This is a genomic window from Cohnella hongkongensis (assembly GCF_042654645.1).
GTDB lineage: Bacteria > Bacillota > Bacilli > Paenibacillales > Paenibacillaceae > Cohnella > Cohnella hongkongensis.
This window is the reverse complement of the sequence record NZ_JBHSEP010000005.1, coordinates 111,099-126,691: the sequence shown is the minus strand read 5'-3', so window position 1 is coordinate 126,691 and position 15,593 is coordinate 111,099. Positions and strand designations below refer to the sequence as shown.

Annotated in this window: 14 protein-coding genes; 4 read left to right on the top strand and 10 right to left on the bottom strand. The window is 59.9% G+C overall.

All coding sequences use genetic code 11. The annotated features are described in order from the left end of the window. Positions 1 to 170: 170 nt before the first annotated feature. From ACFO3S_RS09410 to ACFO3S_RS09385, 6 genes are all read right to left on the bottom strand, one after another. Positions 171 to 1,274 (bottom strand): ABC transporter permease, encoded by a 1,104-nt coding sequence (locus ACFO3S_RS09410; RefSeq protein ID WP_378094709.1) that lies wholly within the window; start codon positions 1,272 to 1,274, stop codon positions 171 to 173. Beyond that, the gene (locus ACFO3S_RS09405; RefSeq protein ID WP_378094707.1) at positions 1,274 to 2,539 is read right to left on the bottom strand and encodes an ABC transporter permease; all 1,266 of its coding nucleotides are present in this window, start codon (positions 2,537 to 2,539) and stop codon (positions 1,274 to 1,276) included. The genes ACFO3S_RS09410 and ACFO3S_RS09405 overlap by 1 nt, the downstream gene beginning before the upstream one ends. A gap of 13 nt (positions 2,540 to 2,552) precedes the next feature. Then, complete coding sequence (locus ACFO3S_RS09400) at positions 2,553 to 3,485, bottom strand: ABC transporter ATP-binding protein (RefSeq protein ID WP_378094705.1); 933 nt, start codon at positions 3,483 to 3,485, stop codon at positions 2,553 to 2,555. 139 nt (positions 3,486 to 3,624) lie between these two features. Continuing rightward, on the bottom strand, positions 3,625 to 4,263 hold the full coding sequence (locus tag ACFO3S_RS09395) for a response regulator (RefSeq protein WP_378094703.1): 639 nt from the start codon (positions 4,261 to 4,263) through the stop codon (positions 3,625 to 3,627). Then, a complete protein-coding gene (locus ACFO3S_RS09390) occupies positions 4,260 to 5,411 on the bottom strand; it encodes a sensor histidine kinase (protein ID WP_378094701.1) in 1,152 nt (383 codons plus the stop codon). Before ACFO3S_RS09390 ends, ACFO3S_RS09395 begins: the two co-directional genes overlap by 4 nt. Positions 5,412 to 5,513: 102 nt before the next feature. Next, complete coding sequence (locus tag ACFO3S_RS09385; RefSeq protein WP_378094699.1) at positions 5,514 to 6,020, bottom strand: GNAT family N-acetyltransferase; 507 nt, start codon at positions 6,018 to 6,020, stop codon at positions 5,514 to 5,516. Positions 6,021 to 6,239: 219 nt separating this feature from the next. Between ACFO3S_RS09385 and ACFO3S_RS09380 the strand changes: the two genes are divergently transcribed. Continuing rightward, entirely contained in the window at positions 6,240 to 6,821 is a 582-nt protein-coding gene (locus tag ACFO3S_RS09380) for a Uma2 family endonuclease (RefSeq protein ID WP_378094697.1), read from the top strand. 7 nt (positions 6,822 to 6,828) lie between these two features. Here the strand turns inward: ACFO3S_RS09380 and cls are convergent, their stop codons facing one another. Then, entirely contained in the window at positions 6,829 to 8,277 is a 1,449-nt protein-coding gene (gene cls / locus ACFO3S_RS09375; RefSeq protein WP_378094695.1) for a cardiolipin synthase, read from the bottom strand. A 307-nt stretch (positions 8,278 to 8,584) separates the two neighbouring features. Here cls and ACFO3S_RS09370 point away from each other — a divergent pair, with 307 nt between their 5' ends. From ACFO3S_RS09370 to ACFO3S_RS09360, 3 genes are all read left to right on the top strand, one after another. Continuing rightward, complete coding sequence (locus tag ACFO3S_RS09370) at positions 8,585 to 9,211, top strand: rhomboid family intramembrane serine protease (protein WP_378094693.1); 627 nt, start codon at positions 8,585 to 8,587, stop codon at positions 9,209 to 9,211. Between the two features lie 156 nt (positions 9,212 to 9,367). Further along, complete coding sequence (locus tag ACFO3S_RS09365) at positions 9,368 to 9,724, top strand: hypothetical protein (protein WP_378094691.1); 357 nt, start codon at positions 9,368 to 9,370, stop codon at positions 9,722 to 9,724. Between the two features lie 177 nt (positions 9,725 to 9,901). After that, complete coding sequence (locus ACFO3S_RS09360; protein ID WP_378094689.1) at positions 9,902 to 10,630, top strand: metal-dependent hydrolase; 729 nt, start codon at positions 9,902 to 9,904, stop codon at positions 10,628 to 10,630. Between the two features lie 108 nt (positions 10,631 to 10,738). Here ACFO3S_RS09360 and ACFO3S_RS09355 read toward each other — a convergent pair whose 3' ends face one another. From ACFO3S_RS09355 to ACFO3S_RS09345, 3 genes are read right to left on the bottom strand one after another with little or no spacing between them, the layout of a single operon-like run. After that, positions 10,739 to 12,634 (bottom strand): DUF2264 domain-containing protein, encoded by a 1,896-nt coding sequence (locus ACFO3S_RS09355; protein WP_378094687.1) that lies wholly within the window; start codon positions 12,632 to 12,634, stop codon positions 10,739 to 10,741. 12 nt (positions 12,635 to 12,646) lie between these two features. Next, positions 12,647 to 13,789, bottom strand: a complete 1,143-nt coding sequence (locus ACFO3S_RS09350; RefSeq protein WP_378094685.1) for a glycoside hydrolase family 88 protein — start codon at positions 13,787 to 13,789, stop codon at positions 12,647 to 12,649. A 4-nt stretch (positions 13,790 to 13,793) separates the two neighbouring features. Beyond that, the gene (locus ACFO3S_RS09345) at positions 13,794 to 15,581 is read right to left on the bottom strand and encodes a hypothetical protein (RefSeq protein WP_378094683.1); all 1,788 of its coding nucleotides are present in this window, start codon (positions 15,579 to 15,581) and stop codon (positions 13,794 to 13,796) included. Positions 15,582 to 15,593: the final 12 nt, after the last annotated feature.

Here is a 15,593-nt window from a genome sequence, read left to right as displayed (position 1 = left end):
ATGAGGAACGGGCTTGTCTTCAAAAACGGATTAGCCATCCGTGAATCGTGCCTATCGGATTGCACAGCAGCTCACAGCAGCCCTCGCGAATGATAGCGCCCTTCTCCCAGCGGATGCCTTTGTTGATGACGCGGCGAGAAAAACGAGAGATCGCGCGACGGGTCGGCCTCTCAGCCTCTTCTTCTCTCTACCAAATTGATGCCTACGCCCATGCAGACGACGCCGATTAAAGCGAGCTTGGCGAGCGGCAGGTAGATGTCGGACCAAGACTCATCGTATACGGAGATTCCGATCATCGCGTCCAACGCGTGCGTCAGCGGGAACGCCTCGGCGATCGCGAGAAGAAACGGATTCGTGATCGTTCCGGGCGGCATATAGCCGCCGCTGATCAACGGCATGATCGGGATGAGAGACGGGAACACCATATTGAACTGCTCCGGCGTTCGGACCATGCCCGTAATCAGCATGGAGAAGGCGACGGCCGTCAGCGTGTACAGCGCCGCAACGAGCAGCAGCATGCCGATTCTATCCCCCAAGCCGAAGCCGATAGCGTACCGGAACAGCAGCAGCACCGCCGCGATCTGCGCGAAGCCTATGATGGAACTGTAGGTTAAATGTCCGAGGTACATCTCGGATTTGCGCATCGGCGACAGAATGACCCGGTTCCAGATGCCGGACACTTTTTCCTGCGTGATCGCGTTGACTTTGAAGCCAATCGTAAAGAACGAGAGGAACAACGTAAACGTAAACAGAAGCTGCAGACTCATATCGTAGTTGACCAAATCGCCGCCGTCCGCTGAAGTCAGCCGTACGTGAACAGGCGGCTGCTCCAGGTAGCGATCGACATCGTCCCGGAATCCGTCCGCGTTCTCTGCGTAATTCGCGGCGGCCCGCAGCCGAAGCTCTTCCGTGAACACGGTATGCACGTGCCTTTCCACCAACTGCACGTTCGGATTCTCGACCGTCGCGATCAACCGGTAGTCGCTTTCCCGCAATTGAATGGCGGCGTCCGCGCGGCCCTCGCGCACTTCGGAGCGCGCATGCGCCTCGTCCTCCAGGACGAATGCGATCGATTCGTTATCGTTCAACCGGTCGAGCCATTCGTCCGCCACGGAAGCCTCCAGCCCCTGCGCCGGAAATGCGGCAATCGTCATCTTGCCCTGACTGCCTTGGCCGAACAGCAAGGTAGCGATAATGCTCAGCCCGAAAAAGGCCAGAACCGTAATCGGAGAACGTTTTTCTTTCATCCATTGCGACATGAAAATCGGATTCATTAGATTCGTCCCCTCCTCGGAAAACACCACATCGCGAGTCCGATCGTAACGGCGGCGAATACGGTCAGACGGATCAGAGGGACGGTCAGATCGGCTGCCGTCTCGGTTTGCATCCATTGGAGCAATGCGGCGAGCGCAAGCCCGTTCGGCGTCCATTCTCCGGCCAGTCTTAGCCAATCGGGCAGCGCGAACACCGGAACGAAGCTTCCGCCGATCGAGCCGGCGATCAGAATGAACAGGAACGAGACGCCGTTCGCCGTGGAATCTTCAAGGCGAAAGACGAGCGCCGTGAACAGCGCGGCCAACGCGCCCACGCAGAGCGTAAGCAAGAACAACACGGCGGACATGCCGGCCCAGAACTCGAACGAACGCCCCGGAAAGACGCCGAAGATGAAATGAGCGCCAATCACGACGAACGCGATCAGGAGCATAGACAGGCACAAGGTCGAACTCAGCTTCCCGGACAAATACTTGAGCGGATGAGCCCCCGTCAGAAGGATGCGCTGGAACGTGCGCTCCCGCTTCTCCGCCGCCGCCTTGGACGCCGTCGTCACGGATACGAACAACGCGAACAAGATGCCGATAGCCACCGTGAAATACTGAAAGGAAGTCACCGTTTCGACGCCGGGAATCGTCTCCTTCCCGCCGATTTCGCCGACTGCGTTGGCGGCGGCGAGCGCCTCCGCTCCCAATTGGCTTTGAATGGCGGATTGAAAATTCATCGTCCGAACGAAACCGTCGACGATATGGTTCAGGACGTCGAGCGGCATCGTCCAATCCTCCGCCGCGATGCGCAGCTCCGCGCCTTCCCCTTCGCCGAACATCATTTTATTCAGCGTCGCGAGCGTATAGCCTTCGGGGATCGTCACGACGGCATCGACCTGATTTTCGCGCAATTGCCGAAGCGCTTCGTCGGCGTTCATCCGCTCCATGCGGACGATTTCCTTGATTTGTTCCTCCTCGAACAGCTGCATGAACATGCGGATCGGCGCGTGCCCTTCCAGTTGCCCTTCGATCGCTTGCGATTGTTCGTCCTGCAGCGAACGGGCGGCAAGCGAGTCCCGGAATTGCCGCAGCCCGCTCTCTTCGTCGTCCAGTTGAACGACGGCCGCCTTCACCTCGATGGACTTCGACGGATTTTCGATCCAACCGGGCAACGCGAAGCCTAATACGGCAATGAGGATGAGCGGCGTAATCAGCGATATCGATATTTCCTTCCGGTCTCTCCAATAGACGAGGAAATCTTTTTTGAAGAAAGACAGCAAGCTCCTCCCCCCCTTAATCTCGCAGCGTTCGTCCGGTCAAATGCAGAAATACATCTTCCAGACTCGGCGTTTGCACGTGAATATTCGTAATCTGCACCCGATGCTTTTCCGCCGATTGGACGACCTGCGACATTAAGCCGCTCTGCTTGGCAACGATCAGCTTCAAGCCTTGATCCGTCTCTTCAACCTGCCTGATGGGTCCCAGAGAGCGCAATTCGTCGGCCAGCGCCGCGCTTGGCTTGTCGAGGTGGACGAGCAGCGTGTCTTCGCCGGACAAGATGCGGCGCAGCTCCTCCGTCGTACCCGAAGCGATGATCCGCCCGTGATCCATAATATATACCCGGCTGCACAGCTGCTCGACCTCTTCCATATAGTGGCTCGTGTACAGGACGGTCGTTCCTTTTTCCCGGTTCAGCAGCCTGACGGTATCGAGAATATGATTGCGCGATTGCGGATCGATTCCGACCGTCGGTTCGTCCATGATCACGATTTTCGGGTCGTGGAGCAGCGCCGCCGCGATATTGATGCGCCTCTTCATCCCGCCCGAATAGGTCTTGATCAGCTCCTTCTGCCGGTCTCTCAGTCCGACCATCTCCAGCAGCTCTTGGATTCTCGATTCCAGCAGGCTCCCCTTCAGGCGATAGATCCGGCCGAAAAATTTCAAGTTCTCGTACGCGCTCAATTCTTCGTACAACGCGATCTCCTGCGGAACGACGCCAAGCACGTCCCGAATTTTCTGCGGCTTGGCCAGCACGCTCTCCCCGTTCAGCCGGACATCGCCCGAGTTCGGTTTGAGCAAGGAAGAAATCATCGAGATTGTCGTGGACTTGCCCGCTCCGTTCGGTCCGAGCAAGCCGACGGATTCTCCTTCGTCCAAGTAAAAGCTCGCGTCGTCGACCGCGACTTTGCCTTTAAATATTTTGCGTAATTCCATCGCTTCCAGCATCTGTTCCGCCTCCTCGAGTCGAGTCTTTCCCTCTCAACAACCCCAGTATAAAAACAAAAAGACAGTGCTCCCACTGTCTTCCGTCATTTGTTCGCTGCCAACCCGTGACTCCGGTCATGTTTCGCCCTACCTTTTATCCTTACACGACGTTGCGGCGAATCGCGTAGATCGCCAGCTGCGTGCGGTCGCGCAAACCCAGCTTGTCCATGATCTGGCTGATATGATTTTTCACCGTGCCGACGGACAGCCCCAATTCTTCGGCGATCTCGCGATTGCTGCGGCCTTCCCCGACCAGCTTCAGGATGTCCAGCTCGCGTGGAGTAATCGACGCGTCGACGGCGGGTTGTTCCCCCGCCGAGCGCTGCAGCAGCTTCGGGATGACTTTCGCCGCGACGTCGTCCTGCAGCGACAGTCCTCCGGTCAAGCAGCTTCGTATGGAACGAATCAGCGCTCCGGCCTCCGCGTCCTTGAGCATATAGCCGCTCGCCCCGCTCTTCAGCGCCTCCAGCGCGTACTCGTCGTCGTTGAACGTCGTCAGCATCAGCACCTTTCGGTCGGGCCAGCGCTTGCGAATCGTCCTCGCCGCCTCCAGCCCGTTCATGATCGGCATTTGAATATCGAGGATCACCAGATCGAAGATCCCCCGTTCGTTTAAATCGACCGCTTCCTTGCCGTTGCCGGCTTCGCCGGTTACGCAAAGCTCTTCGTCCGTTTCGATCATCATTTTCAACCCTTGGCGAACCATGGCCTGGTCTTCGGCCAACAATATTCGAATCATCCGGATGTCCCTCCCCGAGCGGCGGCCGCATTTAGCGGAAACGTGCCCCTTACGGTAAACCGGTCGCGGTTCGCGACGACCTCCAGCCGGCCGCGGCCGCCCTCGAGCCGCTCCCGCATCGAGCGGAGGCCGAAGCCTTCCCGGTAGCGGTCCGCCGCGCTGCCCGGATTCGAGATTTCGAACCGGAACACGCTCCCGCCGGGCGCCTCGAACGTCACGTCTGCCTCGCGGATATTGCCGTGCTTCATGACGTTCGTCAGCGCCTCCTGCACGCATCGGTACACCGCGATGGATTGATCGTTCGTCAGCGGAGCGGACAACGCCCCGTGCTTCACCGTAAAATAAACGCGAATCAAGCTTTCCGCTTCCAGCTTGCGAATGAGCCTCACAACCGAGGACAACCCGCCGGGCTCGTCGTTTCTCAGCACCTTGACGGCGTTCCTCGTCTCCTCCAGGCTTTCCCTCGCCAAGTCCCGCAAGCTCCGGATTTGCGCTTCCGATTCGGCGTCCGCCTTCATCCGCAACACTTCCAGCTGCATCGTCAGCGCCGTCAGCTTGTGGCCGACCGAATCGTGGATATCCCGGCCGACTTGCGCGCGCTCCTCTTGCCGGGCCGTCTCCTCGGCGGACGCGTTCCGCCTTTTCATTTTCCGGTATTCGCCGAGCAGCGCTTCGCTTCGCGCTTCGGCGGACGCCGCCCGATGCCATGCGTTGCCATAGACGGCCAGGGCAAACGCAAGCAAGGCAGCGTACAGGACGAGAAAAACGGGAGGAAACGAAGGATAGCCGGCGATAGCGGGCGCCAAGGCCCCGACGAAGAGAACGCCGCCGACGATGCAAGCGTAAGCCCCCTGCAGCCTGTAAGCGGCTTTGCCCGCGAGGATCGAAAGCGCCAGCAGAGCATACGGATTCGCCTTTTCCTGTCCTTCCGACCACAGCGAGGCGACTGCGGCCGCGGAAGCTGCCGATAGCAGAAGGGTCAGAATTCGGGGCTTGTTGCGGGCTAACGGAACGAGAAAGAATGCTGCGAAGAACAGCGCGCTGCCCGCCAATCTCCACGGAAACGCCGAAGCTTCGGGAGTGACGAACAACATTGCGCTGATCCAGACGATACTGAGCAGCGTTAACGCGATCCAATACTTGCGCATTTTTATCTCCTTGGGGCCACCGTAAGCTTTACAATTTATCTTACCTAATCGAGGCGAAACTTCCCATCCTGCTCCTGTTCGGCGGATGCAAAAATCACCCTTTTAATCGATTACGATTTCTTTCTCCATCACATAATCGTCCATGACGTAGCCTCTCCCGATGTCCGCCACTTGCTCGCGAACGGTTCGAAAGCCTTTTTTCTCGTAGACGGCGATTGAAGATGCGTTGTGCCGATTTACGGTAAGCCAGATCGCGCCCAGCCTGCGCCTCTTGCACAGCTCCTCCAGGAAGCTCATCGCTTGGCTCGCGTACCCTTGGCCTCTATGAGCTTGGAGAATGTAGAATTTGCTCAGCAGCAGCTTTGTCTCCTCCGGCTTGATCCCCATATACCCGACATTGCATCCGTCCGCCTGCATGAAATAATACTCGTAGCCTTGGCGTTCGATTTGGTCCGTCATCGCCCGGGCGGATTGAAACTTGTCCAGCATATAGTCGATCTGCTCGGTCGAAATGATGCTGACGAAATACTCGCGCCAAATTTCGGAGGCCAGCCGAGCCGCAGCCTCGATTTCCTCTCTTGTTTCCGCTTGCCGAAAAGAAAGCTTCATAGCGCTCCATCCTTCCTCTCGCTTCTCTTATTATCCTACCTTTTCGGCTGCTTCCTCGCAAATCGCAGGACCGGGTGGCCTCAGCCCCGAAGATTGACAGTCTCTTGTCATTTCGCCATAATAAAGAAAATCAGGTCGAGGAAGCACCTCCCAAAGCCGGACACGTTCACGTGTTTCTTTGCGGGGGTGCTTTTTGGCTATGGACCGGAGGCGGGAAATATGAAGAAGAAAACGTACGCGGAACTGGTGAAGGAGTCGCCCGTTACCTACGAGATGTACGCGAATATGGAGGACGACGGCAACCGCTACGAGGTCATCGACGGGGTGCTGGAGCTAATGTCTCCGAGTCCTACAGCATCGCATCAGTCCATCTTATTGGAATTGGTCGATGCGTTGCGACAAGGCTGCAAAACGGATTATCTGATCTACTTCGCTCCCCTGGACGTCATCCTGAGCGATACGAACGTCGTACAGCCCGACGCGATGATGATCCACCGCAGCCGAAAGCATATTGTCACTTCCCGAGGAATAGAAGGCCCGCCGGATCTGGCCGTAGAGGTTCTCTCCCCAAGCTCGCGAAAACGGGACAGGATGAAGAAGAGGGCGGTCTACGAGAAACATGGCGTTCCGGAATATTGGATCGTCGATCCCGAAGCTCGGACGCTGGAACAGCTTCACTTGGACGAACGCGGGAAATATGAGCTAACCCAGCTGTACGAAAATGACGAGCAGGTCGTCTCGAGCAAGCTCCCTTGCGTCTCGTTCGCGGTCAGTCTGCTTTTCGAGGATGTGCTGCAGTGATCCCGGGCTATAAAATCGGAGACAGAAGCCGGGACACCGACTCCTTAATCCGGATAAGCCGCGAACGCTGACCGTACTTCTCGAGCGTCAGCTCCTCGGAGACGCGAATGTCCTCCTGGAACGCGTCGGCCAGCTTCTTCGCGATGTCGCTGTCGTAGACGAAGGCGTTCACCTCGAAATTCAGCTTAAAGCTTCTCACGTCCATATTCGCCGTGCCGACGGAGGCGATCTCCTCGTCCACGACGATCGTCTTGGCGTGCATGAAGCCGTGGCGATACAGGTAGACGGATACGCCCGCCCTGAGCATTCCCCCGATATAGGATAAGGTGGCCCAGTAAATAAACGGATGATCCGGCTTGTCCGGAATCATAATGCTCACCTTCACGCCGGACAGAGCCGCGATGCGAAGCGCGTCCAGATAACCGGCATCGGGCACGAAGTAAGGCGTCTGGATGAGAATGGACCGTTTGGCGGAGGAGATCATTTTCACGTACCCGTTCTTGATGTACTCCAGCCTCGATTCCGGACCGCTGGGAACGATCTGCACCCCCGCCGTTCCGCCGGTCTCCTCCGGCTCGGGGTACAGGCTCGGATGGTAACGGATGTCCTCTCTCGAAGCTTGATTCCAGTCGAGGATGAATCGCGTCTGCATCGCCCGCACCGCCCCTCCCCGCACTCTCAGATGGGCGTCCCGCCAATAACCGAATTTCGGAGACAGACCCAAATACTCGTCCCCTACGTTAAAGCCGCCCACATAGCCGATTTTGCCGTCGATAATAACCAGCTTGCGATGATTCCGGTAGTTCAAGCGAAAGTTGATGAGCCGGAACTTGGAAGGGAAGAACGCCTCGGCTGTGCCGCCCGCCTCTCGCAGCTCCCTCAGGCTGCGCTTGCTGAGTCTTCTGGAGCCCAACTCGTCGTACAGCAGCTTCACGCTGACCCCGCTGCGCGCCTTCTCCGCGAGCGCCCGAATGAGCTTCGTTCCCAGCTCGTCCTTCTGAAGGATGTAGTATTGAATGTGGATATGCTGCCGGGCCTCCGCAATGTCGCGAAAGAGACGCTCGAACTTCATCTTGCCGTCCAACAGCAGCTCCACTTCGTTGTTCTCGGTATACAGCGCTCTTTTGGCCTTCAAGTGCATCACGATCAAGTCCCGGAAGCCGCGGGCCGCCGGATTGCGCAGCTCGAAGCCGTCCCCGCTCAGAAGGGCCAGCTGCTCCTTGGCCGCCTCGTCCGAGCCGGTCCGGCCGATCTCCTTCCATTCGAACAGGCGGGTTTTTCTGTAGTTTTGCGCCAAAAACAAATAAAGCGCGAATCCGAGAAGCGGGATAAAATACAGCACGAGCAGCCAGGCCCACGTCGATCCGACATCCCTTCTCTCCCGGAAAATGATCACCGAAGCGAGCGCCATATTCAAAACAAGAACCAGACCAAGAAACAAGGAAAGAACATTCATGTCGATAACCTCCGGCATTCGTTCGCCCGTTCCCGCCGTCTGAACGGTCTGTTTCGATCTTAACAGGGTCTATGAACGGATTCTACATTTTTTGAGTTGCGCACCGGTTATCAACAGACTCATCCACATATCCACAGGCTTATACACAGTTTACACACAATTTACAATCGAGTTGCACACAGGACGATCCGCTTCGCCGTCGGCATTCCGGCCAGCTCTCTTTCGAGCCGGCGGGGCTTCAGCCTTTGGAGATCCAAGCTTTCGAATGGTATAGTATAGATATCAAAAACAAAAGGAACGGATGCCGATGATCTTTCTACGCAACGAGACGTTTCGAGGGTATGTGCGCGCCTATCCGGTGACCGCATTGATTTTGGCCGTTAACGTGGTCGTATTCCTTCTGGATCATCTGGCGCTGGATCGAGAGCTCTCGATCCGGGGGATGTTTTACCTGGAGCCGTACTTCAACCGCGACGGACTTGCCGAGCCCTGGAGATACGTCACCTCCATCGGGCTGCATGACGGATGGGAGCATCTGCTGTTCAACAGCTTCTCCATTCTGGTCTTCGCGCCCCCGCTCGAACGAATGCTCGGGCATACTCGCTACTTCGTCTATTATGTCCTGTCCGGCATCGCGGGCAATGTCATGAGCGTAATCATATACGTCGGTACCGAGCACTATTCTCTCGGAGCTTCGGGAGCGATCTACGGCCTGTTCGGCGCCTATCTGTATTTGGCCGTGTTCCGCCGGTTCGCCCTGGACGAAGCGACGCGAAAAACGATCTATATTACGCTCGGATTCGGATTGATCTATTCGTTCCTCGTGCCGAACGTCAACATCTGGGCCCATATCGGCGGCGCGTTGGCCGGACTGGCTTTGATGGCGATGTACGTCGCCGGCAAGACGAATGCCGGACGGCGGGGCCGCGGGTGAAGCGGCGCTGCGGCCATTCGGCAGCCGTTCGCCATTCGCATTCGGTCGCCGAATGTGCTTGAATGCGGGCCCGTTTATGCTAAAATGTTCAGTGGTACTTTTTGGGAGAGGCTGTCGCGCCCGAACGGATGATGAAGAATTGAGAGGATTTTGGTCATGAATCGTATCGGTAGCAACCTGCGTTTTGTCAAAGTGACGGGAGAACTGCGCAAGGACAAATGCGAATTCAAGATCGCACCCTGGAGGCTGCTTCTGGAAACCCAGCGTTACTACGAGATTCGGCCCGAGCACGGCGCGGTAAAAAGAATCTACAAGGAGAAGCTCAACACGACGACGCTCGAGACGAAGCAATACGCGAACGGAACGCTGTGCTGCTCGGCCTTCTGTACGGAAGACCGGGTCGAAGAGATTCAGCAAGTCATTCTCCATCAGTTGGAAGCCAGCGTCAAGACGTACATGAACGATCTTCGAATGAACCTGCTGGCGCTGAATCGCTACCTCTCCAGCCGTTAAGGATTCGGAAATCCCTCTGCCGTTTTTGACGGCGGGGGATTTCGTTTTTTTCCCGGGCAGACGAGCATTTCCGCTGCGGATGCGCTACACTGGATAGAGTTGGACCGAACGGCACACGCCGCGGACTCTCTGACAATCGGTGCAGCTGATATTAAGAGCATAATGGAGGAATGACCCTTGGAAATCATTTACCACGGACACTCTTGCATCCAGATCGTCACCGAAGGCCGATCTCTGCTCTTCGACCCGTTCCTGAGAGGCAACCCTCTGGCCGTGACGAAGCCGGAAGACGTTCGCGCCGACTACATTCTGCTCACCCACGCGCATACCGACCATATCCTCGATGCGGAACCGATCGCGCGGGCGAACGACGCCACTATCGTCGCCATCTTCGAACTGGCCTCGTACATGTCCGGCCGCAAAAACCTGAAAGCGATCGATATGAACATAGGAGGGACGGTCGATCTGGGCTTCGCCAAAGCCAAGATGATCCAGGCGTTCCACAGCTCGGCCATTTTCCTCGAGGAGAATCAGGTCATCTACGGCGGGATGCCGGCCGGCTTCATCGTCGAGGCCGAAGGCTTGACGCTGCTGCATGCGGGAGATACGGCGCTGTTCTCGGACATGAAAATGATCGGCGACCGCCATCCGATCGACATCGCTTTCCTGCCGATCGGCGACCACTATACGATGGGACCGGACGATGCGCTGCAGGCAGCCGCATGGTTCGGCGCCAAGCTTGTCATCCCGGTGCATTACAACTCGTTCCCGGCCATCCGCCAGGACTCGGAACGATTTGCGCAGCGCCTGGAGGCGCAAGGCCAGCGCGGCTACGCGCTCGCTCCGGGCGAGAAGCTGGAAGTGACGAAGGCTTCTCTGGCCAGCTTGACCGGCCGGAACGCGTAAGCGGCTGCGCTTGGCGCCAAGGGGCATGCATCCTGTGCGATGCATGCCCCTTGCGTTTTCAGTCGCGGCTGTGTCCGATCGATGGCGAGTTTTATCCTTTCTGAGTCGCTAGATTAGACCGTCGCAACCGTCCGATGGCAGCCCAGCCTCCGGGGAAACGGTCCGGCATCTGCGAAGCGCGGCGTCAAGGAATTCGGCTGAGGGCGCGGGTGGATCCGACGCCGCTCCCGGCTGGCCGAAGACGGCGGAGATCAGCCAGTGCACGCCCGTTTCCAGCTCGGCTCTCAGTGTCGGAAGAAGCGTGCGGGGATAGAGAAGATTGGTGTTGGCCTGCGGATGGATCAGCTCGGCTCTTGCATATCCGCGCAAGCCGACGATCCCGCTCGTCGCGACGGAGCAGGACGCGAATACCCGATCGTCGCGGAGATCGATCGACCGATCCTCGGCGGCGGGAAGCGAGAAGCCCCCTTCGGCGGCGGAGAGCGGACGGCCGGTCTCGAGCCGGTGAATCCGGACGTGCCACGGCAGGCCCGCGATCAGCCATGTACGGACCTCGACGTCCGGCCACGGCTTCCAGCGCGAGAACAAGACATCGCCCCGGATCGCTCTTTCCTCGCTCCGCCTCCTTGCGCGGTACAGGTTATCCCGCTCGCTCAGAGCCAGCATCGAGTCGAACGCCCCTTGGGCGAGTCCCCATTCCGCTCTCGGCACGCTGAAGCCGAACAGAGTGGAATAGACGAACTTCTCGTACTTCGCCGAAGTATGGGTATGCTCGTTAGTCGCGAGATGTCCGGCATTGAACGCTGCGACATGATCTCCGCTTGCGCTTTCCGCCGCTTTCGCGCCGTCCGTACCGCCTCCCCCCTCCGCCCCTTCTCCCGGCCGCCTCACGACCACAAGGCACGGATGGCGCTGCTCGCCGAAAGCCGGAAGCGGCGGGAGCGGAAGCTCCTCCGCCGCCCAGAAGGGGTGATCCTCGGGCAGGGCGAGCGGAAGGAACGTCTTCATCGCCCAATACGGAGAGCCGGGAGAATTGTAGTTCTCCGACATGAGCGGGTTCACGTAGGCGTAGCCGATGCCGAGCGCCCCGTCGGGGCGAAAAATCGGCTGGCGAACCCACCATCGCAGATTGCGCAGCACGATTCCTTTCGCGACCCCCGGCGTCACGGCGTCGTCCCAGGCGTCAGCGTAGGCGAGCGCGCTCCAGAAGGCCGATTGGGCGAACCGATAGGCCAGGCTTCTGCCGTAAGGCAGCGCCGGACCGTCCGCCGAAAACCAGCGCATGAAGTCCCGCGCGAACCGCAAAGCGTCCGCCTTGTACCGTCGGCTGCGCCCGGGATCCTCCGTCTCCATCAGCCTCGCGTACAGCAGTCGGTAGTAGTGGATCGCGAACGGCGTATAGTAATCGCTGTGGCCGCCGACTCCGTCCTCGAACCAGCCTCCATCCAAAGCAAACTCGTCGATGCGCCGCAAATTCCTCTCCATGCCCTCCGCGTCGAAGGGGAGGCTCAGCTTGGAGAAGCCTACGTTGACGAGAATCGGAAAGAACAGCCAGTTGCAGTCGTATACGGGATGCCGGTTGATCGCTCCGAGCCACTCGCGGAGACGGAGCCGCTGCGGCTCGTCCAGCGGCGCCCAGATTCGCCCGGGGATCGCCGCCATCGCAAAGCCGAATACGGCCATCTCCACGAATCGCTGATCGTAATCGCCTGGCTCCCCCCAATACTCCTCGTGCGAAGGATCGGTCCCGTTCGCGATGCCTCGCAGCGCCGCGTCCCACAGCGGATCCTCTCCCCCTCCGGCAAGCAGCGGCGTCAGCCCCCACAGCACCCGGGAGAAGCCCTCCATCTCGGCGATCGATGCCGAATAGCTCGTTCCGCTGTCGCCCAGCCGCAGCCGCGCTCCCCCTTTGCTGTAATAGGGAGCCAGCGGCTTGTACAGGCTTCGAAGCAGATTTCGCATATCCGCCTTCGTACGCAGGCCCGAATCGTCTATCGTCGTCATACCGACTCTCCCCTATTCCCAGAATATCGTTCCGCCGCCGCGCAGCCTCGCCAAGCCCTCGACAAAAAAGAAGTCGCCGTAGATGAGCGGAACGCCGACGTTTTTTCCTTCCGGATAATGGCTCGTTCCCTCGACGACAAGCCCTTCCTCGTCCGGACGATCCCAAGCCCCGTACGACCGGTACAGCGACTCGAGCATGCGAACGGCGGGCTCCCGGTACGTCTGCGCCTCCAGCGGTTCGACCAGGCCCGCCAGCAGCAGCAGCCCGCTGGCGGCAATCGCGGCGGCGGACGAATCCCGATGCCGCTTCTCCTCAGGGGGCAGGCGAAAATCCCAATAAGGCACATCGTCCTCCGGCAGGTTGGACAGGAAGAAATGGGCAACGCGCTTCGAGGCGTTCGCATATTCGGCATGGCCGGTGTGATGATAGGACAGCGCCAGACCGTACAGCGCCCAGGCCGCTCCGCGCGACCAGGCGGACTCCGCAGACCAGCCTTGGCCGCCTCTCGCCCGCAGCCGCTGGCCGGTCTGCGGATCGAACTCGACGATATGATAGACGGAGCCGTCCGGGCGGACGAAATGCTCCAGCACGGTGTTCATATGCGCTTCGGCGATGTGGCGGTACCGCGGATCCCCGCTTTCCCGCGACGCCCAGTACAGCAGAGGGGCGTTCATCGCGCAGTCGATGATGGCCCAGCCCGCATTGTCGTCTCCCTCGAACCACGGGTTCCAGGCGCGGATATAACGTCCGCGCAAGTTAAAGCGAGCCGCGAGATAATTGGCCGCCTTCAGCGCCCGTATTCGCGAATGATCGTCTCCGAGGAGCTTATAGGAAGCCACGCTCGTCAGCGTCCACATGAAGCCGAGATCGTGGTCGAGACGAGCGTACCCGTCCAGCACGGCATCCAATCTCGCTTCGCAGCCGGAGGCAGCCTCCCGCAATCTCTCGTCGCCGCTTTCCTCGTAGAGCAGCCAGAGCAATCCCGGCCAGAAGCCGGCGGTCCACCAATGCGGCTTCTCGAGCGCGTACCGCCCGCCTACGCTCGCATGCGGGAAGCCGTCGCCGATTCTGGCCAGGTTTCGCAGCGTCTTCTCCTTCGTCCTGCTCCACGCCTCTTCCGCCCAAGCGGTTCGACTCGTTTCCGTTTTCGCCATAGGGCTACCCCTCGCTTTCCAATTCAAAAATCAGCTCGATCCGATTCGTCCTTTCCGGCCTCCGCACCTTCCAATCGATCGCAAACCATTCCTTCCCGGCCCCGTCATGGTCCGAGTAGACGCGGCGCTCGGCGGTCGCCTCCAGCCCGTCGCGGTCGTACCGGATCAGCGCCGTCAGCCCGCTGCCGGCAGCCAGCCGGACAACGCCCTCGTTCTTCAGATCGGGGCGGACGAAGGTGACGACCCTCTCCGTCAAGCTGACCGGTTCGCCGTCAAACACGACCTCGTCCGTCAGCGTCAGCCGACAACGGCCGGTCTTGTTCCAGCTGAGCTCGCGAACGAGCGACTTCAGCCCGGGCGCCCGGTACGCCCGGCCGATCTCCAGGCGCAGCCGATCCTCCCGCTCGTCCGCCGACGCCGCGAGCACGATCGCGGCGCGATCGCGCCCCTCCGTCTGCCCGCAGCCGTTCACGATCGGCACCGAATGACCTTGTGAGCCGTTGCAGTCGTATTCGTACCGGCCCTCGCCGAAATACGCCGCCGTATACTCCCCGCTGCCCAGATCCGCCGCGAAGGCCGTCCCGTCGACCGTCCAGATAAACTGTCCGACGTCGTTGTGGTTGTGCGGCTCGGCGTTATGCCCGCCCTTGGCCGCGAAGCCGAAGCACCTTCCCGCTTCCGTCCGGTGCCGGGAGAGCAGCCACTGCGCATTCGGAAAATAGCGCGACGACGGCCGAAGACCGACCTTCTCCGGCCGCGGCGTCCGCCAGATCCAGTCCCGGAAGACCGGCGCCCACCGGTGGCAGTGGTCATCGGCGAAGCCTGCCCCGTAACGCTCGTCGGGCACCTCTATCTCCGGATAGAGCCGCGCCAGATAGCGGGTCAGCCCCACGCGAAACGGAAGCGTCTGCGGGGAATCGGAGAAGCAGGCGACCCGGTTCCCGCACAAATACGCCGCCTGCTGGAACAGCGCGATGCTTCTGATCTTCGGCTTCGAGAGCAGATCGATCCGGCCGCCCGTACGCTTGCGCAGCAGGTCGGCGAACATCACGTAATAGCCGAAGCCGTAGTTCCAGTAGCCTAATCCCTCGGGACAAGCTCCGTCCTCTCCGAAGCCCTCCAGGTAACGGTCCAGCGCCGGCAGCGCTTTGGCCAGCACGGCATTCAGCGTCTTCTCGTCCTTCGTTCGCAGCAAGGCTGCGGCTCCGATCGACCCGGCGCATACGGAAGCCCAGTTATGCCGCGCCGTCTCCCAGTGGTGCGGGCCGTGCCGCAGCAGCGGCTCGATCAGCCGTTCCGACACGGCGCGATCGATCGCCTCCGTCAGCTCCGGCGGAAGCCGATCTCCCAGCAGGCACGCGATCTCGCTCAGCGTAAACCCGGTCTCCGAAGAGAACAGATCAATCGTCTTCGCGGCGTCCGCTCCCATCACGTGAGCGGGCAAACACCAGGTCCGCTCGTCGAGGACGGCGCGGATCGTCTCCAGCAGCTTGTCGCCATAGCGCTGCTCGTCCGGCTCCAGCAGGCTCAGCAGCGCGAAGGCGTTCAGCCGGCGACGCCGCTGGAAATACGCCCGCTCGTATTCGAGACGGGAGCCCGTTCTCGCGAAGATCGCGAACAGCTCCTCCGTCAGCTTCGGGATCGGCTCTCCGCACAGCCGCTCGCCTTCCGCGCGCACCTCCGCCGCCAGTCCGGCGAACTCCGGCGCATTCGCCGCTCTCGCCCAGAACTGGTCCGCGCTCTCGCCCGCCGGATAATACAGCTCCTCCGCGCTCCGTTCGATCCAGTTCACCGCCGTGTCCCT

What these genes read in the sequence shown, in the direction of transcription:
- ACFO3S_RS09410 (WP_378094709.1), bottom strand. Translation starts at nt 1,274, where the DNA reads ATGAATCCGATTTTCATGTCGCAATGGATGAAAGAAAAACGTTCTCCG.
- ACFO3S_RS09400 (WP_378094705.1), bottom strand. Translation starts at nt 3,485, where the DNA reads ATGCTGGAAGCGATGGAATTACGCAAAATATTTAAAGGCAAAGTCGCG.
- ACFO3S_RS09395 (WP_378094703.1), bottom strand. Translation starts at nt 4,263, where the DNA reads ATGATTCGAATATTGTTGGCCGAAGACCAGGCCATGGTTCGCCAAGGG.
- ACFO3S_RS09390 (WP_378094701.1), bottom strand. Translation starts at nt 5,411, where the DNA reads ATGCGCAAGTATTGGATCGCGTTAACGCTGCTCAGTATCGTCTGGATC.
- ACFO3S_RS09385 (WP_378094699.1), bottom strand. Translation starts at nt 6,020, where the DNA reads ATGAAGCTTTCTTTTCGGCAAGCGGAAACAAGAGAGGAAATCGAGGCT.
- ACFO3S_RS09380 (WP_378094697.1), top strand. Translation starts at nt 6,240, where the DNA reads ATGAAGAAGAAAACGTACGCGGAACTGGTGAAGGAGTCGCCCGTTACC.
- cls (WP_378094695.1), bottom strand. Translation starts at nt 8,277, where the DNA reads ATGAATGTTCTTTCCTTGTTTCTTGGTCTGGTTCTTGTTTTGAATATG.
- ACFO3S_RS09370 (WP_378094693.1), top strand. Translation starts at nt 8,585, where the DNA reads ATGATCTTTCTACGCAACGAGACGTTTCGAGGGTATGTGCGCGCCTAT.
- ACFO3S_RS09365 (WP_378094691.1), top strand. Translation starts at nt 9,368, where the DNA reads ATGAATCGTATCGGTAGCAACCTGCGTTTTGTCAAAGTGACGGGAGAA.
- ACFO3S_RS09355 (WP_378094687.1), bottom strand. Translation starts at nt 12,634, where the DNA reads ATGACGACGATAGACGATTCGGGCCTGCGTACGAAGGCGGATATGCGA.
- ACFO3S_RS09350 (WP_378094685.1), bottom strand. Translation starts at nt 13,789, where the DNA reads ATGGCGAAAACGGAAACGAGTCGAACCGCTTGGGCGGAAGAGGCGTGG.